This is a genomic window from Pseudomonas campi (assembly GCF_013200955.2).
In the GTDB taxonomy this organism is placed as follows: Bacteria; Pseudomonadota; Gammaproteobacteria; order Pseudomonadales; family Pseudomonadaceae; genus Aquipseudomonas; species Aquipseudomonas campi.
On the sequence record NZ_CP053697.2, the window covers coordinates 2,499,271 to 2,518,197 of the forward strand.

The 18,927-nt window shown below is 62.7% G+C and carries 19 protein-coding genes and 1 pseudogene; 11 read left to right on the forward strand and 9 right to left on the reverse strand.

Annotation, left to right across the window (positions count from 1 at the left end; all coding sequences use genetic code 11):
- Positions 1-36: 36 nt before the first annotated feature.
- Entirely contained in the window at positions 37-531 is a 495-nt protein-coding gene (rssC, locus tag HNE05_RS11645) for an anti-sigma factor antagonist RssC (protein ID WP_173207213.1), read from the reverse strand.
- Positions 528-1,712, reverse strand: a complete 1,185-nt coding sequence (gene rssB / locus HNE05_RS11650) for a two-component system response regulator RssB (protein WP_173207216.1) — start codon at positions 1,710-1,712, stop codon at positions 528-530. The genes rssC and rssB overlap by 4 nt, the downstream gene beginning before the upstream one ends.
- A 207-nt stretch (positions 1,713-1,919) precedes the next feature.
- Between rssB and HNE05_RS11655 the strand changes: the two genes are divergently transcribed.
- Complete coding sequence (locus tag HNE05_RS11655; protein WP_173207220.1) at positions 1,920-2,219, forward strand: PilZ domain-containing protein; 300 nt, start codon at positions 1,920-1,922, stop codon at positions 2,217-2,219.
- Positions 2,220-2,278: 59 nt separating this feature from the next.
- Here the strand turns inward: HNE05_RS11655 and HNE05_RS11660 are convergent, their stop codons facing one another.
- Entirely contained in the window at positions 2,279-2,980 is a 702-nt protein-coding gene (locus HNE05_RS11660) for an MlaA family lipoprotein (RefSeq protein WP_173207223.1), read from the reverse strand.
- 108 nt (positions 2,981-3,088) lie between these two features.
- On the opposite strand from HNE05_RS11660, the gene HNE05_RS11665 reads away from it, so the two are divergent.
- The 4 genes from HNE05_RS11665 (at position 3,089) to HNE05_RS11680 (ending at position 6,125) form a co-directional block, all read left to right on the forward strand.
- A complete protein-coding gene (locus tag HNE05_RS11665) occupies positions 3,089-3,496 on the forward strand; it encodes an acyl-CoA thioesterase (RefSeq protein WP_173207226.1) in 408 nt (135 codons plus the stop codon).
- Positions 3,497-3,572: 76 nt separating this feature from the next.
- A complete protein-coding gene (locus HNE05_RS11670; RefSeq protein WP_173207229.1) occupies positions 3,573-4,220 on the forward strand; it encodes an HAD superfamily inactivated hydrolase PcrP in 648 nt (215 codons plus the stop codon).
- A 114-nt stretch (positions 4,221-4,334) separates the two neighbouring features.
- Entirely contained in the window at positions 4,335-4,598 is a 264-nt protein-coding gene (locus tag HNE05_RS11675; RefSeq protein ID WP_173207232.1) for a DUF4404 family protein, read from the forward strand.
- Between the two features lie 573 nt (positions 4,599-5,171).
- Entirely contained in the window at positions 5,172-6,125 is a 954-nt protein-coding gene (locus HNE05_RS11680; protein ID WP_173207237.1) for a transposase, read from the forward strand.
- Between the two features lie 155 nt (positions 6,126-6,280).
- Here the strand turns inward: HNE05_RS11680 and queF are convergent, their stop codons facing one another.
- From queF to HNE05_RS11700, 4 genes are all read right to left on the reverse strand, one after another.
- Positions 6,281-7,111, reverse strand: a complete 831-nt coding sequence (gene queF, locus HNE05_RS11685) for an NADPH-dependent 7-cyano-7-deazaguanine reductase QueF (protein ID WP_173207240.1) — start codon at positions 7,109-7,111, stop codon at positions 6,281-6,283.
- 400 nt (positions 7,112-7,511) lie between these two features.
- Positions 7,512-8,216, reverse strand: coding sequence for a copper resistance protein B (locus HNE05_RS11690; protein WP_173207243.1), 705 nt, complete (start codon positions 8,214-8,216; stop codon positions 7,512-7,514).
- The gene (locus HNE05_RS11695) at positions 8,203-9,981 is read right to left on the reverse strand and encodes a copper resistance system multicopper oxidase (RefSeq protein ID WP_173207246.1); all 1,779 of its coding nucleotides are present in this window, start codon (positions 9,979-9,981) and stop codon (positions 8,203-8,205) included. Before HNE05_RS11695 ends, HNE05_RS11690 begins: the two co-directional genes overlap by 14 nt.
- Complete coding sequence (locus tag HNE05_RS11700; protein WP_173207248.1) at positions 9,978-10,508, reverse strand: cupredoxin domain-containing protein; 531 nt, start codon at positions 10,506-10,508, stop codon at positions 9,978-9,980. Before HNE05_RS11700 ends, HNE05_RS11695 begins: the two co-directional genes overlap by 4 nt.
- 161 nt (positions 10,509-10,669) lie before the next feature.
- Between HNE05_RS11700 and HNE05_RS11705 the strand changes: the two genes are divergently transcribed.
- Together HNE05_RS11705 and HNE05_RS11710 are read left to right on the forward strand one after the other, a co-directional pair.
- A complete protein-coding gene (locus HNE05_RS11705) occupies positions 10,670-11,347 on the forward strand; it encodes a heavy metal response regulator transcription factor (protein WP_173207250.1) in 678 nt (225 codons plus the stop codon).
- A complete protein-coding gene (locus HNE05_RS11710) occupies positions 11,347-12,681 on the forward strand; it encodes a heavy metal sensor histidine kinase (RefSeq protein WP_173207252.1) in 1,335 nt (444 codons plus the stop codon). The genes HNE05_RS11705 and HNE05_RS11710 overlap by 1 nt, the downstream gene beginning before the upstream one ends.
- 4 nt (positions 12,682-12,685) lie before the next feature.
- Here HNE05_RS11710 and HNE05_RS11715 read toward each other — a convergent pair whose 3' ends face one another.
- Entirely contained in the window at positions 12,686-13,606 is a 921-nt protein-coding gene (locus tag HNE05_RS11715) for a hypothetical protein (protein ID WP_173207255.1), read from the reverse strand.
- 245 nt (positions 13,607-13,851) lie between these two features.
- Between HNE05_RS11715 and HNE05_RS11720 the strand changes: the two genes are divergently transcribed.
- The 4 genes and pseudogenes from HNE05_RS11720 to HNE05_RS11735 form a co-directional block, all read left to right on the forward strand.
- Positions 13,852-14,556 carry a tRNA (adenine(22)-N(1))-methyltransferase gene (locus tag HNE05_RS11720; protein ID WP_173207257.1) on the forward strand — a complete coding sequence of 235 codons (705 nt, stop codon included), beginning with the start codon at positions 13,852-13,854 and terminating at the stop codon, positions 14,554-14,556.
- A gap of 473 nt (positions 14,557-15,029) precedes the next feature.
- Positions 15,030-15,341: a muconolactone Delta-isomerase gene (locus HNE05_RS11725; RefSeq protein WP_173207259.1), complete on the forward strand. Its 312-nt coding sequence runs from the start codon at positions 15,030-15,032 to the stop codon at positions 15,339-15,341.
- A 245-nt stretch (positions 15,342-15,586) separates the two neighbouring features.
- Positions 15,587-16,594: a zinc-dependent alcohol dehydrogenase family protein gene (locus tag HNE05_RS11730; protein WP_173207261.1), complete on the forward strand. Its 1,008-nt coding sequence runs from the start codon at positions 15,587-15,589 to the stop codon at positions 16,592-16,594.
- 101 nt (positions 16,595-16,695) lie between these two features.
- Positions 16,696-17,026 (forward strand): annotated as a pseudogene (locus tag HNE05_RS11735) (tRNA (adenine(22)-N(1))-methyltransferase TrmK); the annotation flags it as partial.
- Between the two features lie 673 nt (positions 17,027-17,699).
- Here HNE05_RS11735 and HNE05_RS11740 read toward each other — a convergent pair.
- Complete coding sequence (locus HNE05_RS11740) at positions 17,700-18,842, reverse strand: XRE family transcriptional regulator (protein WP_240008753.1); 1,143 nt, start codon at positions 18,840-18,842, stop codon at positions 17,700-17,702.
- Positions 18,843-18,927 lie beyond the last annotated feature (85 nt).

An 18,927-nucleotide genomic window follows, 5' to 3' on the forward strand; every position in this document is an offset into this window, starting at 1 on the left:
GCGACCCTGGGGTCGCCCTTTTTGTAGTGCTGAACGTCAGCTGCGTTCCAGCGCACTCACCAGGTCATGGAACGCCTCGCGATTGGAGTCGTTGAGGCCCATGAGGATGCGGTGCGCTTCCAGCACCTTGGCCTTGACCACCGCTTCCGAATGATCCTGCGACGGCAGGTCATCCAGGGACTCCGGACAAGGGATCGGCTGGTTGACGATATTGAACACCTGATCGAAACCCATCGACTGCAGCAGCCGGGTGATATCCGCGTGGGTGGTCACCACGGTCGGCAACAGGCCGATCTTTTGCCGCGACAGGATCGAGAGCTTGGCCAGCAGGCCCAGCGTGGTGCTATCGATGCTGCGGGTTTCCGTCAGATCGATAACGATCGCCGAAAAATTCAGCGCCGTGAAGATTTTTTCGATTGTGGAGTCCAGCGCCGAGCACAAGGTCAGGCGCACTTCACCGATGAACTTCAGGACGAAGGTACCGTCCTTCTCGGCAAACTGGATTCTACCGGGGCTATTCCCAGGATTCATGCAAGGTTCCTGCTCAACACCAGCAAGGCGATATCATCGGGCATCTCGCCCAGATTGGCCAGCCCGAGGACCTGACGCAGCCCATCGAGCGTACCGCCGGCCGAGCTTATCAGCTGCGGCAATACGGCTTCCTTCTCTTTGAGTGTATCGCCGGGCAAAAGATCCAGAATGCCGTCTGACAGCAGGGTCAGGCTGAATGACTTCGGCAGGTCCATTTGCAGATCGCTGTAGACCGCTTCATTGAACAGACCGACCGGCAGGCCGCGGCCCTCCAGATAGTGGGCCTGACCTTCGCTGTACAACACCGGCAGCGGCAAGTGCCCGCCAATGCTGTAGGTCAGCTTGCCGCTCTGCTCATCGATCACCCCGCCGAGCATGGTCACGTGCTTGCCCAGCTTGCAGTTGATCAGGCCCCGGTTGATATGAGCCAGGACATCGGAAGGCTTGAATTCGGGTAACAGACCACCGCGGCGCGACTCGTACAACAGACGAGTGGTCATGAATTTCAGCAGCACGGTGACGAAGGCCGAGGAGGCGCCGTGACCCGATACGTCGGCCAGATAGAAGCCTATGCGCCGCTCATCGACCCGGAAGTAATCGACGAAGTCACCCGACAGGTACAACGACGGAATGATCTGGTGGGCGAACTCCAGCCCGTCGACCCGCCAAGGGGTCAGCGGCAGCATGTTCATCTGCACCTGGCGCCCGGCGTTCTGGTCTTCCTGCAACAGGTGCAGGCTGGCCTGCAGCTCGCGGTTGGCGGTTTCCAGCTTCTCGCGGTAGCGCTGGTTCTCCAGGCGCAGATGAGTACGGTCGAGCGCGCGGCGCACCGAGTGCTCGAGTACGGCGAGGTCTTCCAGGGGCTTGATCAGGTAGTCGGCGGCACCCAGGCGCAGGGCCTCGACGGCATCGCTCATCACCCCGGCACCGGAGACCACGATCACCGGTACTTCGGTGTTGAGCACATTGATTCGGCGGATCAGTTCGAGGCCATCGACCTGCGGCATGCGCAAATCGCAGATGACCAGATCGGGGCGCTGCAGCTCGAAGACTTCCAGCCCCTGCAAGCCATTAGAGGCCTGCAGGACAGTGAACCCGCTGTCCTCGAGGTAGGCGGCGAGGCTGGCACGAACCACCTCGTCATCATCAATAATCAGCAGCTTGGCGCTGGGATTGTGCATGCAGTATCCAGGCAAACGACGCCGGAGAGGGAGTTGGCGATGGGTGTTCGGAGGCTTCCGCACACGATCATTTCACGGCGCAGACGGTACTCCCATCCTGCGGTCGATTCAAGCCGGTGCCGATTGTCGCCCGGCGACTTTACACCTCAAATCCGCGGGGGTTATAACGACCTGCGGGAGAACCCATAAAACAAGAGGACAGGGTCCATGAGCCAAAGCGATCGTGCCTACAGCGAGAAACGTGACTTCATCCGCATGCGACTGGAAGCCCCAGTCACCCTGCACATTGATGGCAGCGTCATACCCGCCCTGTGCCTCGACCTGTCGAGCACCGGCATGCAACTGGAAGCAGAGTGCAGCGTAACCATGGGCCAGAAGGTCAACGTGCATATCGCCTCCGATCACAACGAGCTGCAGGGGCTCAATGCCGAAAGCGAAGTGATGCGCATCATCGACCTGGGCGATGGGCGCCAATCCATCGGGCTGGCCATCCTGTCGATGACCTGAGTTACATCCGGACATGAAAAAGGCGGCCTAGGCCGCCTTTTTCGTTTACCTGCCGACGATCAAAAATCGTCGACCACTTCACCGTCCTGCACGCGGAATTCGCGATTCTGCAGGTAGGCGTTGCGGATAAAGATGTACTTGTCGCCACTGACCATCTTCTCGGCCTCAAGCAGGCTGGCGCGGATATCGATGACATTGACGCCCCGGGTGACGTTGCGGGTCGGCACATGGTCGATGTAGGGGTACATGCCCAGGTAGCTGTCCGGAATCTTCGCCCCGGCATCCCGCACGCTGCTCGGCCCCATGAACGGCAGCACCAGGTACGGGCCACTGTTCAGGCCCCAGGCACCCAGGGTCTGACCGAAGTCTTCGTCGCTGCGCTGCAGGCCCATGTGGGTCGCCACGTCGAAGAAGCCCAGCACGCCGAAGGTGGTGTTGAAGATCAGGCGACCGGTATCCACGCCCGCATCATGCACCTTGCCTTGCAGCAGGTTGTTGGCCAGGTTGCCGACATCGCCAATATTGCCGAAGACGTTGTGCACGCCCTCTTCGAGAAACTGCGGGGTCACGGCCTGATAGCCCTGCGCCAATGGCTTCAGCGCGTAGGTATCAACGGTGTCATTGAAGCGGAACACCGGACGATTGAAGGACTCCCACGGATCATCTTCAGAGGCCTGCACCAGTGCCGGAACCAGCACCAGGGTGGCACAGGCACACAAACGACCCAGACGCTCGATCCAGCTTACAGCAGCCATACGCATTTGCAGTCTCTCCATGGCATCAGTAGTGTGGCGGCCCACGGCCAGCCCATCAGGTCGCGCAGTATAAACAGCCCGGCCTCTTAAGACAGCAGCATAGCGGACGAACCCATGACGGAAAAACGCCTTCTGCACACCGCCCATATCCCGGTTCGCTGGGGCGATATGGACAACTACGGCCACGTCAACAACACCGTCTATCTCGAATATGTGCAGGAAGCCCGCGTCGAGTGGTTCGCCCTCGTCGGCATTGCCATCGACCATGCACCGCAGGGGCCGGTCGTCCTGCAGACCCTGCACACCTACCTCAAGCCGGTGGTGCATCCGGCTACCGTGGTCATCGAACTCTATGCCGGCGCGGTCGGGCGCAGCAGCCTGGTGGTCGAGCATCGCCTGAGCACCCGCGAAGATCCGCACAACTGCTACGGCGAAGGCCATTGCAAGCTGGTGTGGATCGACCATGCCAGCAACGCCTCGGTGCCGGTGCCCGACAGCCTGCGCAGTGTCATGGGCGCCTGAGAGGCTGAAACCTCGGCGTCACTGAAACGTCATCGATATGGACTAGCCTGCCCCGTGAATCCCGGGAACCCACGTCATGCCCAGCCCCAACGCAGCCCCCACATTCAATGCCTTGCTGTTCGGCCTCTCCGGCTGCCTGGTGGACTTCGGCGCCCGCACCTTGCCGGTTGCCCTCGCCCACACCGCCGGCCCGCTGGATGACGCCGCCTTGCTGGCCAGCGCTGCCGAACATGCGGAATGCCTGCCGGGTGTCAGTGAACTGCTCGCCCAGGTACAGCGCCAGCAACTGCCGGCGGCCTGGCTCGACGAATTACCGCCAGCCGCCAGCGCCCGCCTGGCCGCTGCCCTGCCCGCCTGGCTTGAAGCCGGGCAGCATGGCGCTGGTCGCCCCTGGCCGGCACCGGACAGCATCTGGCAGGCCCTCAGCGGCCTGCAGGTCGACCGTCTGCACAGCTGCGTGCTGATCGCCAGCGAACCGCGCCTGCTGCAAGCCGGGCTCAATGCCGGACTGTGGTGCATCGGCCTGGCCACCTGCGGCTCGCTGTGCGGCCTGGCCCTGGGCGACTGGCAAGCCCTGCCGAGCACTGAGCGCGAGAAGCTGCGGGTCGAAGCGACCCTGCAGCTCTATCGCCTCGGCGCGCACTCGGTGATCGATCACCCGAGTGAAGTGCCGGCCTGCCTGGAAGATCTCGCCATGCGCCGGCAGAAAGGCGAAAAACCCTGAGCGCTTTTGATCCCGATCAGGCAAGAGCGCGCGAGCTGGATTAACCTTCAAACAAAGGGACGGACCTTTGCTGTCGGGCGAGGGTCCACTTTGTTGTCTTGAAGGAGAGAAACCATGCCCGCACGCCTGCAGCAACATCTTCAGCAACTGCGCGACGAGCTCGCCACCGATATCCCGCTGGACGTGAACGACCGCGCCGCCCTGCTCGAACTGATGCAGGAGATCGACCTGAAACTGGCCAAGGAGCTGGCCAGCGCGCCGGATGCCAGCCTGGTCGATGGCGTCAACCTGGCCGTGGAGCGCTTCGAAAGCCAGCACCCGACCCTCGCCGGCACCCTGCGCAATATCCTGCAAAGCCTGGCCAATATGGGGATCTGAGTACCCACCCCGGATTGCATCCGGGCTACCAAAGAGAAGCCCGCAGCATGCGGGTGCTGTTCATCTAAGAAAAACGCCGCGCCTGCTTCGCACAGCCCCGGCGTTTTTCTTTGCCCACTCAGTGTCCGGCGGCGCCTCAGTCGTAGCCTGGATGCAATCCGGGAAGCAGGCAGCTCCGCTCCCGGATTGCATCCGGGCTACAAACCCTAAGCGCTTTACTCCCCTCTCCCGTTTACGGGAGACGACTGCATGGATGCAGGAGGTAGGGCGACGCAGGAAGCCAAAGCCGAGGGGCCGGGGGAGAGGGTCAGGCAGGCCGCTTGTAGTGGTCAAGTGCGCCCCTCTCCCCAACCCTCTCCCTAACCCTCTTGTATGTTCGAAACTTGAAGGGGTGGTGGGACCGACAAGCCAAATCTGACTCTAGCCAGTACAGACCGTGGGAGACCTCGCCCCACCTCTTCAACCAAAGAGCGCCGATAAAGAATGCATCGGGAAAACCGACGATAGAGGCAAGCCAGCGCGCTTTGGTAAAAGCCCCAACAAGCCCTGAAAACCTAGCGTGGAGGATTGTTCATGACAACCATCACTTCGCAAACGGTCGCAGGTGTCGATGTGGCCAAGACTGAACTGGTCGTCTATCGCGCAGACCTGCAAGAAACCCTTATCGTCATCAACGAGCTTGGTCCGATCAAGAAGTGGCTGAGATCGTTGCCCAAAGGCAGTTTGATCGCCCTGGAAGCCACGAGCTCTTATCACATACAAACGGTGGAGTTGGCTCATGCGATGGGCCATACGCTTTACGTGATCGACGGCTACCGCCTTAGCAACTACCGCAAAGGTACCGGCGGAAGGTCCAAAACCGACTTCTCTGATGCTCGCCTTTTAGCTCGTTACCTAACCAACGAACTTGAAGACCTGCGTCCGTGGAGCCCGCCACCTAAGGGCTTTAGCAAGCTTCAGGGGCTGATGCGTAAAAGAAGCCAACTGGTACAAATCAAGGTTGCCCTGAATCAGAGCTGGGCAGACGAGCCGATGCTCAAACGCCAGCTTAAAGAGCTACTGGCGGTAATAGCGAAGGTGGATACCCAGATTCAAAAAATGCTTCACACGCTAATTGAGGAAGCAGGATTAACGTCCCAAGTACGAAGGTGTGAGGGGATCGAGGGCGTAGGACCACTTACCGCCGCAGCCTTGGCAACCTCGTTTTCACGGGGTGATTTTAAAAGCAGCGATGCGTTTATCGCCTTCTTGGGGCTGGACTTGCGGGTAAGCGACTCTGGCCAGAAAACAGGGCGCCGACGCCTATCCAAACGAGGCGACTCTGAGCCGCGGCGGTTGCTGCACAACGCGTCCATGGCCGCGTCCCGCAGTGACATCTGGAAGCCTGTTTACGAGCGCTATTTGGCACGTGGCCTAAAGGCCACGCAGGTCTACGTGATCATGGCCAGAAAGATCGCACGGGTGGCATTCGCCTTGATGAAAAACCAAAGCGAATATCAGCCGGCAGGGATGGAAGGTGTTGCGTAGCAACATAGAATCTCCCACAAGTGGGAGAGGGGACTATCCGGGTTGCCAGAAAGTCATTCTCCCGTTGCATGGCCGCTGCATTTGCCGCAAGGAAAAACGCCGCTTTCCAGGAGGAGGAAAGCGGCGTTTTCCTTTAGTGAACAGCGGCTTTTTGCTTACTGGCGCACCAACCGCCGATTGTCCGGGCTGATCGGCCCCGTGCTGCGGTAGGGGTTGATATCCAGCCCGCCGCGCCGCACGTAGCGGGCATACACCGTCAGGCGCTGCGGCTGCAACACGCGCTGCAGGTCGAGGAACACCCGTTCCACGCACTGCTCGTGGAAGTCCTGGTGCTGGCGGAAGCTCACCACGTAGGCCAGCAGGCTGGCGGCATCCAGACGCGGGCCGCGGTACTCGACCACCAGGGTGCCCCAGTCGGGCTGGCCGGTGACCGGGCAGTTGGACTTGAGCAGGTGGCTATACAGGGTTTCCTCGACGATCTCGTCCGCAGCGCAGCGCAGCAGTTCGGGCCGCGGATGGGCGTAGTCGCTGACCGCAATCTCCAACTCATCGACGCAGCGCCCCGGCAACAGGGCCACGCCCTCGGCGGCCACCGCATCCAGACTGCGCACCCGCACCGCCACCGGCGCAGCAGCGCAGGCCGATAGGTCGCGCGCCAGTACTTGCTCGACCTCGGTCTGGCTGGCATAGACGCTCTGGTTCAGCGAATTGAGATAGAGCTTGAACGACTTGGACTCGATGATATTCGGCGAGTCGGCCGGGATGGCGAACTCGCCGATGGCCACCACTGGCTTGCCGGACGGCAGCAGCCAGGACAGTTCGTAGCAGTTCCAGTAGTCCACGCCCTGATAGGGCAAGGTGCTGGCCGTCAGCCCCAGTTCGGCCCACTTGGTGGCGCGCGGAATCGGGAACAGCAGCTCGGGGCTGTAGCTGGAAAGGTATTCGCTGGACTTGCCCAGCGGCGAGTGTTCGGCAGGATGCTGCATGGCGACGGCCTGGAAAGCGGAAAACGGCGGGCATTGTACCCCATGCCCAGAGCCCTCTCGTCACCCGTAGCCCGGATGCAATCCGGGAAGCAGGCCACTCCGCCCCGGATTGCATCCGGGCTACAGGCCGGCGGCCCCCTCGCCCGTTCACGGGAGAGCGCTGGGGAGAGGGTAAATTGCCCACCCCCCTCTCCCCCGGCCCCTCTCCCATAAATGGGAGAGGGGTGACTCACACCAGAACTTCAACGCCAGCACCCAAGCGCCCTCCTCGTCAGGCTCGCGTTCGGGGCGCAGTCTCCGTAAATCCGGGAAGCAGGCCACTCCGCCCCGGATTACATCCGGGCTACAGGCTGGCCGCCCCCTCTCCCGTTCACGGGAGAGGGCTGGGGAGAGGGGTGATTCACAACCAGAACTTCAGCCCCAGCACCCAGGCGCCCTCCTCGTCATGCTCGCCTTCGTCGCGCAGCCAGTCGCCCGTGCGGCCGTAGGTCTTCTCCCAGACATAGCCGACATAGGGCGAAAACTGCGGACTGACCCGGTAATTCAGGCGCAGCCCGGCCTCCAGGGTGCTGCCACCGGCGCCGACACCCAGGTCGCGGTCGTCGGCCAACGCCAGGTCGTATTCCAGCTTGGGTTCCAGCACCCAGCGCTGGCCCAGCAGCAGCTCATACTCGGCCTCGACGCGCAGCGACGGGTCGCCGCGTTCGCTGACGAACAGATTGGCGTCCAGCTCGATCCACTGGGGCGCCAGGCCTTTCATGCCGAGCACGGCATAGCTGCGCTGCGGTCCCGGCTGATCGTCATGGCGAACGCCGGCCTGCCAGTCGAAGAACTCGCTGGCCATGCGCCGATAGAGCAGCTGGGTCTCGCTGGACTCGGTCGGCCCGCCGTCAGCACGCTCACCGCTGCTTTTCAGTACTGCCTTGTGCAGGTCGTTGCCATAGGTCGCCTCCAGCTCCCAGGCCAGGGCCTGGTCGTCGCCATCGAAACGCTGTTCCAGGTGATCCACGGCCAGCTTGGCCACCGGCATGGCGTCCATGTGCGGTTCCATGGCCAGCGCCGGGGTGGCCAGCAGCAGCGCCGGCAGCAGATTAATGGTGCGCATGTTCGCTCTCCTTGGCCGCCGGCTGCTCGCTGTAGAACGGCTGAGTGCTGCCATCGGCCGCCTCGACCACGATCTTGCGGAACATACCGCTGCCCATGTGGTAGATCAGGTGGCAATGGAAGGCCCACTCGCCCATGGCATCGACCGGCACGTCCACTTCCAGGGTCTGCCCCGGCGCCACGTTGACTACGTGCTTGAGCGGGTTGAACTGGCCGTTGCCCTTGTCCAGCTGCATCCACATGCCGTGCAGGTGCATGGGGTGGTTCATCATGGTCTGGTTGACGAAGCGAAAGCGCACGCGCTCGCCGTACTTGAGGCGGATCGGCTCGGCCTCGGAGTATTTCACCCCGTTGAACGACCAGAAGTAGCGCTCCATGTTGCCCGTCAGCTGCAGCTCGATGGTGCGATCCGGGGCGCGATAGCCGGCGGCCGGGCGCATGGCCTTGAGGTCGCCGTAAACCAGCACCCGCCCGCCATCCACCGGTTCGGGGGCGATGCCGCTGCCGGCGGCGTAGTCCGGATTGTTCGCCTGGGCCATGGCCGCGTGATTCATCGCACCATGGTCCATGCCGGCCATCTGCGAATGATCCATCCCCGCCATCGCCGAGTGATCCACCCCGCTCATCTTCGAATGGTCCATACCTGCCATGGCCGAATGATCCATGCCGGCCATCTCGCCATCAGCCATCGCGCCGTGATCCATGCCGCCATGATCCATCCCGGCGTGGGCCATGCCCATGTCGGCCATGCTCAGCAGGCGCGGCGCCCGCAGCTCGGGCACCTCGCCCTGCATGCCGGCCCGCGGCGCCAGGGTGGCGCGGGCATAGCCGCGACGGTCCATGGATTCGGCGAACAGGGTGTAGGCCTTGTCTTCCTTGGGCTGGACGATCACGTCGTAGGTTTCCGCCACCGCGATGCGCAGCTGGTCGACAGTCACCGGTTGTACGTCGTTGCCGTCGGCCTGCACCACGGTCATGGCCAGGCCGGGGATGCGCAGGTCGAAGTAGCTCATGCCCGAGCCGTTGATGATGCGCAGGCGCACGCGCTCGCCCGGCTTGAACAGTGCGGTCCAGTTCTGCTCGGTGTCGCGGCCGTTGACCAGGAAGCGGAAGCCGCTGACATCGGCGATGTCGGTCTTGGCCATGCGCATGTTGCCCCAGTCCCAGCGATCCTTGAGCGCCGCGCTCCAGCCATCGCGTTTGGCGTCGCGCAGCAGGTCGCCGAGGGTCGGCTGCTGGTCGTTGTAGTAATCGGCCTGCTTCTTCAGGTTGGCCAGGGTGCGCTCCGGCTTCTCGTCCTGCCAGTCGAACAGCAGCACCGTGTATTCGCGGTCGTAGCGGTACGGCTGGCGGCCCTTGGGCTCGATGATCAGCGGCCCGTAGATGCCCTCCTGTTCCTGGAAGTCGGCATGGGCGTGGTACCAGTAGGTGCCGGACTGGTTGACCGTGAAGCGGTAGGTGAAGGTCTCGCCCGGCTGGATGCCGGGGAAGCTGATGCCCGGCACGCCGTCCTGGGTGTAGGGCAGCAGGATGCCGTGCCAGTGCAGCGCGCTCATGCGCTCCAGTTTGTTGGTGACGACGATTTCCACCGCCTCGCCTTCCTGAAAGCGCAGCTCCGGCGCCGGGCTCTGGCCGTTGACGGTCAGCGCCGGGCGCACGCCGTCGCTGAAGCGCACCTGGCCCTCGTCGATCACCAGTTCGTAGCGAGCGGCCTGGGCGGTCAGGCTCAGGCCCAGTAGCCCGACAGCCAGTAGCAGACGCTTCACGGCTTGACCTCGACGTTACCGACCATGCCCGCCTGGTAGTGGCCGGGGATATTGCAGGCGAACTCCAGGCCGGTGCTCTGGCTGAAGGTCCAGATCAGCTCGGCGCTCTGGCCCGGTTCGAGCATCACCGTATTCGGGTCGTCGTGGGCCATCTTGCCGTGTTGCATGCCGCTCATATCGTGCTGGCTGTGGTCCATCTTGCTCATGTCGTGCTGCATGCCGGTCGGAGTGAGCATGCCCATCTGCTGCATCATCAGCATGTGCTTCTGGTGCTCGGCGTGCATGGCCGCATCGCCCAGGCTGAATTCGTGCAGCAGCGCGCCCTCGTTCTTCAGCACGAAGCGCACGGTCTCGCCGGCCTTGACCTGCACGCTGCCCGGCTCGTAGTACATATCGCCGAGGACGATTTCCACGGTGCGGTCGACCTCGGCCGCTTTAGCCGGTTGGCCGAAACTGAAGTGACCCTGACCAGCCAGGGCAGGCAGGCTGAGGGCGCAGAGCAGCGGCAAAAGAATACGAGCGGACATGAGTGAGGCTCCATGGATGGACGATGCCCCACTCTAGGCGCCGGCAACTGGCGCTAAGCTGACGCGAAGATTACAACTTTGTCAGCTTTGCCCATTCCAGCCCTCGCCTGGCGTATAAAGCCGGCATCCACCGCGCACGAGCCCCAAGCTGCGAGCCCCGAATGAAACTGCTGATAGTCGAAGACGAACCCAAGACCGGCCAGTACCTGCGCCAGGGCCTCGCCGAGGCCGGTTTCAGCGTCGAACTGGCCACCGACGGCAGCAGCGGCGAACTGCTGGCGCTGTCCGGCGAGCATGACCTGCTGATTCTCGACGTGATGCTGCCGGGCCGCGACGGCTGGCAGATCCTGCGTAGCGTGCGCGGCGCTGGCCTGGAGACCCCGGTGCTGTTTCTCACTGCCAGGGACGCCGTCGAGGACCGCGTGCGCGGCCTGGAGGCCGGCGCCGACGATTACCTGGTCAAGCCCTTCGCCTTCACCGAACTGCTAGCCCGCGTGCGTACCCTGCTACGGCGCAGCAACGGCGTGGCGCAGGACACCCAGCTGCAACTGGCCGACCTGTCCCTAGACCTGCTGCGCCGCCGCGCCGAGCGCGCCGGCCAGCGCATCGAACTGACCGCCAAGGAGTTCGCCCTGCTCGAACTGCTGCTGCGCCGCCAGGGCGAAGTGCTGCCCAAGTCGCTGATCGCCTCGCAGGTGTGGGACATGAATTTCGACAGCGACACCAATGTCATCGAAGTGGCCATCCGCCGCCTGCGCGCCAAGGTCGACGACGGCTTCGCCCAGCCGCTGATCCACACCGTGCGCGGCATGGGCTATGTACTGGAGGCGCGTCGCTGATGTCCCTCGCCAATCGCCTGGCCCTGCTGTTCGCCGCCTGCGCCGCGGCCGTGGCGCTGATCGCCGGCAGCCTGTTCAGCCAGGCCAGCGCCCTGCACTTCGTCGACCTGGACCGGCAACTGCTGCAAAGCAAGCTGGCCGTGTTCGCCGATATCCTCCAAGACGCCGACGACCCCGACGCCCTGGCCAGCCGCCGCCCCGCCATGCTGCAGGAATTGCAACGCCACCCGGAACTGGCCCTGCGCGTCGAAACCCGCAATGGCCAGCTGTGGTTCAGCAGCCTGCCGCAACTTGAGGAACTGTCGATTTCCATGAAGGAACTGCGTCGCTGGCGCAACGGCGATACCGACTACCGGGTGATGGAAAAGCGCCTGCCCAACGGCCTGCGCTTGAGCCTGCTGCTGGACATCACCCACCACCAGCACTTCCTGCAGCAGATGCAGCGGCTGATCTGGCTCTGCGTCGGCCTCTCGGCCCTGGCCACCGCGCTGCTCGGCGCTTGGGTGGCGCGCCGCGGCCTGCGCCCGCTACGCAACATGACCGCGGTGGCGCAGCAGGTTTCCGCCAGCTCGCTGACCACCCGCCTGCCGACCCAGGGCCTGCCCGCCGAACTGGGCGAACTGGCACAGGCCTTCAACGCCATGCTGGCGCGCCTGGAAGATGCCTTCGCCCGCCTCTCCGCGTTCTCCGCCGATATCGCCCACGAGCTGCGCACGCCGCTGTCCAACCTGCTGACCCAGACCCAGGTGATCCTCAGCCAGCCACGGCCACTGGAGGACTACCAGGAAGCGCTGCACTCCAACCTGGAGGAACTGCAACACCTGGCGCAGATGGTCGGCGACATGCTCCTGCTGGCCAAGGCCGAGCACGGCCTGCTGCAAACCCAGCGGGAAAGCCTGGAACTGGGCGCCGAACTGGCCGCCCTGGCCGAGTATTTCACCCCGCTGGCCGAGGATGCCGGGGTCACCCTGCGGGTCACCGGCCAGGCCGCGCTCAGCGCCGACCGCGGCCTGCTGCGCCGCGCCCTGAGCAACCTGATCGACAACGCCCTGCGCTTCACCCCCAGCGGTGGCGAGCTGCGCCTGAGCACGACAAGCGCGGGCGCCACGGTACGCATCGAAGTGGCCAACCAGGGCCCGGAGATTCCGGCCGCATTGCGCGAGCGCCTGTTCGACCGCTTCTACCGCGCCGACCCGGCCCGCCGCGAAGGCAATGCCGAACACGCCGGCCTCGGCCTGGCCATCACCCGCTCCATCGTCCGCGCCCACGGCGGGGCCATCCGCTGCGAGTCGGCCGAGGGCTGGACGCGCTTTATCCTGGAGTTCCCAACCTAGCCGGTTAAGGCAACACACAACCCGCCGTCAGACGCAGCGGCGCGCTGGGCAAACTGCCACTGACATGGCTGGCGGTGCACTGCACCGGCGGCAGGGTACGCAGGAAATCCGGATCAGGCTGCGCCTGGATCGGCCCAACCAAAGGCAGGTTGAGGCTGACGGTCTCACGGGCCGCCAGGCGCAACGGGTTGCCATTGAGATTGCCGACCACGGCGAAGCCATTGGGGTTGTGGATGCTGAGCAGATGCATATTGGGCGAAGCCCGGGTGAACAGCTCCTCCAGGCGCGTGCCGCCCCAGGTGCGGGTGCCACCCAGGCATTCGTAGGCATTGGCGGCGATGCGCCGGAGATCGATGGGGATAACCTCGGCCCGCGTATCCAGATCGATGCGCCCGATGGCACTGGCGACCCCGGCACGCTGGCCCTCGACATCGATCACTTCGCTACGCAAGGCGATATTGCTGGTCTCGCGGATCACGAAAGTGCGCTCGCCACGGTGCTGGACGATATCGCTGGCATCGGCCAGTGGCGGATCGGGCTCGGGAGTGATCTGGATGCGGGCATTGAGGTTGGGCTCGCAACCCAAGTTGCTTGGCGCCGCGCACTCGCTCATACGGCGCACCGGGTCGCTGATGGCCGCGCAACCATTGCAGAAGCCATCCAGGCATATCGCACCAGCCGTGCAGTCGGCACTGATGCGACAACTCTGCAGCGCCGGGGTATTGCCGTTGGCAATGGCGCAGAAGCTCGGGTTGCGTGGACGCTGGGTATCCCAGGCAATGGTCACTGTATCGCCGGCACAGGCCAGAGCGGGTGTGGCAGTCAGGCTTCCGCCCGGCATGGCGGCGATAACCGAGCGATCCAGGGTGCAACCGCCGAGAGCGGAGCACAGCAAAAACAATGGAACCAGCAAGCGCGCGGTCATGATGGAGCCTCCCTGCAGACGATACGTCCTTTAGGCATAGTCCCTCCTGCCGTGCCGGCAAACCGGTGTGACCAACGGCAACACCCCATGATGACCAGGGATCGCTGCGGGCCGCCCTGAAGTCATCAGCGCAGGCCGAGCCATGGAACTGATCGCCGGGATTTGCCAGGCACGCTGTTGCTCGACAAAATCGCCTGCCGTTCCGGCCCAACGTGCCGGACGACCCTGGTGAACAGAGGTAGCAGTTGAACCAACAGAGATTGTCCGAGCGCCTGGAACGCGTGGCCGCCCATGTGCCGGCCGATGCGCGGCTGGCCGACATCGGCTCGGATCACGGCTACCTGCTCGTCGCCTTGATGAAGCGCGGCGTGATCGCGGCGGCGGTGGCCGGCGAGGTGGCGTTGACGCCGTTTCACGCGGCGCAACGCACCGTGCGCGAAAATGACCTGAGCCAGCGCATCAGCGTACGCCTAGCCAATGGCCTGGCCGCGATCGAGCCAGCAGACGGCATCACGGCAATCAGCCTCTGCGGCATGGGCGGCGAGACGATCCGCGACATCCTCGACCGCGACCAGGCGCGCCTGAGCGGCGAGGAGCGCCTGATCCTGCAGCCCAACGGCGGCGAGCAGCCCCTGCGCCTATGGCTGATGGACAATGGCTACCGCATCCTCGCCGAGGAAGTGCTGCGGGAAAACCGCTTCAACTACGAAATCATCGTCGCCGAGCGCAGCGGGCCGGTGCGGTACACCGCCCAGGAACTGTACTTCGGCCCCCTGCAATTACAGCAACGCAGCCCGGCATTCCTGGCCAAGTGGCAGCGCCTGTTGCGCCTGAAGCAGCGCACCCTGAGCCACTTCGCCCGCGCGCGGCAGGCCGTGCCCGAGGAGCAGGTGCAAGAACTCACCCAACAGGTCGGGTGGATCAGCGAACTGCTTGCGCAAGCAGGCTGAGGCCCGTGCGCGCAGCAGAACCTGTCTTCTCTTGGCCTTCAACAGCGACCCAAAACGGTCGTTGGCTACGGGCAGAAAGCGGCCATCACCAGCGATTCAATGTGGATGCCAGAAAGCAGGACGACCACGCAAAAGCGGACTCAAGCAGCGCGATGTGCCATGTCAGATCAAAGCTTATGGGTTGTCATGAAATGAGAAGTGGCTGTCGCTTAATGAAAGGCTGGCCCACACCTTCTCTATAAACTCCTCTGCAAGGTCTGCGCAGCAAGCCTAGCTATGAGTGGTTGGCGGCCATGAACACCGCGCCTGAGGCTTTGATCGGCCTGTTCAAGGGCGGGAACTTCGGCAAGCCACTCGCCACGCTCGTCTAAAGCCGGGCAATGGCTGGCGAAACCTCATTCTGTGCCCACTACCGTGCAGCCCCCCCCTGCGCCGAGGATGACCTCCGCGCCTCCCACCGTCAGGAGTCCACAATGCTCTTTCTAATCCACTTCGAAGTAACCGTTCCTGCCGATACTTCGGAGGAGCTGAAAGAACAATTACGTCAGGGCGAACATGCACGCGTCTTTGAATTTATTGAAGCGGGCAAACTGCACCGCATCTGGCGTCCAGTAGGCACGGCTGACACCTGCTGTCTTTGGCAGGCTGACAGTCTTGAGGAACTGCATGCCGCGGTACGGTCTCTTCCGCTGTATCCGTATATGAAATTGTCCATTACCCCTCTCGTTGAACATCCCGCCGCCGTAGCATGGGAAAAAGCGCACGGGCCTATGCCGGCGTTCTGAGGGTGCGACCTGACACTCGGGCATGTGCGATTTCTGCAACAGGTCAAGAGCGGCTAGCACCTCAGACGTAACAATAAGTCGTCCGTGGTGTGCGAATTCGCGGAAGGGGCTGAGGGTGCCAAACCCTGAGGGTCAGCACCGAAGAAAAGGGCCAACAGCAGTCGCTGTGGGTCACCTGAAGCAGCGCTTCGTGATCAGCATGACGAGCATGCGTGATGTAGCGCCGCACTCACTCAAGGACACTGATGAAAGCCATTCAACTGCAACAACCTGCGGGCCTGGATAACCTGCGCCTGGTCGACATGCCAGCCCCAGGTGCGCCCGCAGCCGGCGAGATCCAGGTGCGGATTCATGCCAGCTCACTCAACTACCACGACCTCGGCGTCGTCACCGGCCATGCCCGTGCGGAGAATGGGCGCATCCCGATGTCCGATGGCGCCGGCGTAGTCACCGCCGTGGGCGACGGCGTGACAGAGTTCGCCCCAGGCGACGCTGTGGTGTCCTGCTTCTTCCCCCATTGGCAATCGGGCCGGGTCGTGCCCACCACCTTCCAGACCGTCCCTGGTGACGGCGTGGACGGCTTTGCCCGCGAACGGGTCAATATGCCCACAGAAGCATTCACCCTGGCGCCCAACGGCTACAACCACGAAGAAGCCGCCACACTGACCACTGCAGGCCTGACCGCCTGGCGTGCGCTGGTGGTGGATGGGCGCATTCAAGCGGGCGACACCGTGCTGGTGCTGGGCACCGGCGGCGTGTCCATCTTTGCCCTGCAAATGGCGAAATCCATGGGCGCGCGGGTGATTGCCACGACCTCGTCGGAGGCCAAGCGAGCGCGCCTGCTGGCACTGGGGGCCGACCATATCATCAACTACAAAGACCAACCCGAATGGGGCGACGCAGTGCTGGCCGCCACGGATGGCCGCGGTGCCGACATAGTGGTTGAAGTGGGTGGCCCAGGCACGCTGCCCCAGTCCATACGCGCCTGCGCGCCCGGCGGCCATATTGCCCTGATCGGCGTGCTCACCGGCATTGCCGGCAGCGTTCCGACCCTGGAGTTGATGCGCAAGCAGCAAACCCTGCGTGGCCTGATCGTCGGCAGCCGCGAGCAGCAGCAGGACATGGTGCGCGCCCTGGAAAACTTCAGCTGGCGCCCCGTCATCGACAGCCGCTATCCGCTGGAGCAGATTGCCGAGGCCTTTGCCCACCAGATCACCGCCAGTCACTTTGGCAAGATCTGCCTGCACTATTGAAGGGAAAGCCCCGGTGCGGAACAGGGGGACGAGGACAGCCCCCCCTCTCTGATCGACTCGCGCCTGCCATAACCGCCAGTTCGGCTCGCGCTACCTGATTCGGCGAGCAGCCCCTGCGCCACTGGCTGATGGAAAATGGCTACTGCATCCTCGGCGAGGAAGTGCTGCGGGAAAACCGCTTCAACTACGAAATCATCGTCGCCAAGCGCAGCGGGCCGGTGCTGTACACCGCCCAGGAGCTGTACTTCGGCCCACTGCAAATGCAGCAACGCAGCTCGGCATTTCTGGCCAAGTGGCAGCGCCTATTGCGCCTGAAGCAGCGAACCCTCAGCCACTTCGCCCGAGCGCGGCGAGCAGGTGCAAGTGCTCACACAACAGGTCGGATGGATCAGTGAGCTGCTTGCTCAAAAGGGCGAGGCGCTGAAGGGCTGATACTCAGTAGATAGCGCGCAGCGCGCCGGTAGCACACCTGTGCGTATCTTCTCTTGGCCTGCAAAACGACCCAAAGCGGGCGGACGGTGAGGCAGCTTCAGCCTAAGGTGGCGGTAATGCGTTGCGAGCGCATTGAAGCGCTAGGAAATACGCATCCTGGAGATGAGGCGCCAGGCTACCTTCCATTTGCCGATGTTGGCTCAGCACATTCGAGTGGTCTGAATCATCAAGCTTCCTTGTGAAAATCAGCCAGCTGTGCAAATGAGGCGTTGTCTGCGTAGGGTGGTTACCTGCTGCCGATGATAGCCTCCTTGCCCCTTGGTCATCCGTTAGTACAGCTAGGCCACGGCCCATTGCAAAGGCAATTGATGAAAGCTCTCCCTTCCCCAGTCGCTTACGTCCTTCCAACATACTGATGACCTGAAGGTCGTCCAGGTTGCAGGAATGGATTTCGAATTGGCCGGCGCAACGCGCCTCTTCCAATCGGCGTTGAAGCTCACGGGTGACGGCGGTTGGCAACGTGCGAGGTTTGATTAAGCACTCATAGTTCACGAAGCCAGTGACACAGAAGTGGCATTGTGCGGCGAGCGCAGCTCTGTACAAAGTGACTGACGATAAGAGATTCCAAACCGAACATGTATCTGTCACGTTGATGGGGTGAAAGCGGGACGGGTCAATCGACATCCGGCGCCCTCCCGTAAAGAGAGAGCAAATCCTGCAACTCTGCGGAGTCACACAGAAGCGCCTCAGCTAGGCGACCTTGAGTTATCAGCCCTTGGCTCGCGGCATCCAAACATAGTGCGACGTAGCTGCTAGAAAGCCCCCTCTCCAACAGGCGCGTTTTGCGTTCTCGCTGCCGGTCTGTCAGATGAGCTGGCAGCTCAGGGTCAATCTTGCGAGTCCGGGGAACCCGGCTGGATTTGATTCGTTGGAATGCTTCTTCACTGACAAGCCTCTCGGCCTGTAGGCCTATGCTTAAGGCATGGCAACTTACTCGAAGCTCTTGCGCCCAATGCCCCGCGTCGGCCTGTGTCCATCGTTCAGGATGGGGAAGCTGCCGAAGGACTTCCGGGGGCATGAGATACCGGGAAGCAAAAGTGTTTGCGCGCAGTTCTACATAATCGTTTTTATCAGTGCTGGAGTACGTGATGCTGGGGCCTCCCTCCGCATCGAAAATTGCATGGGCCATTTCATGAGCTGCACTAAATCGCTGCCGATACACATCCTCGCTGTAGTTAACCAGAATGCATTTGCCGGCTTTGGGATGGGCCAGAAACAAGCCTGAGATATTGGAGTTGCCTAGCTTGTGACGGAACACGTGCACGCCTGTTTGGCGGATTTCGCCGTAGACATCCCTTGGCACTTCATTGCTTAGGTGCTGATTGAAGCGGCGGAAAGCCTCAGCCGCTTTGATCCCGTCGGTCTTGAAATGCCCCGATACTGGGGGTGCCAAAAACTCGCGATGGGTGGCATTCAGTTCCTCCATCAGGAAGTGCTCAGTTTCGCAGAGGTAAAGAAACTCCTGAATGGCCCTGCGATCGTCCTTGGTGAACTCACTGCCGTGCTTGCGATACAGAATTTCCGTCTGCTCAAACGGAGCTAGCTGCTCATTCGAGATGAAGAATTTGAAGTCACAACGATAGAGGTCGGCCAGCATAAGCACCTCGTCGCCCGTGGGCTCCAACGTACCCTCCTCAACGGACCGTAACCGGTCGGGAGAGATGCGAATGGCTGCAGTCACTTCCTCCACACTCAGCTGAAGCTGTTCGCGATAGCGAGACAACTTCGAGCCCAGGGCTATTAGGTTTATTGTCATGCCCGTTCTCCTTGTTGGGGCAGGACGATCCTAAATGTCGTTGCCCATTCTTTCCAGTCAGCCGGCTCAGAAGAGGCTGTTGCTC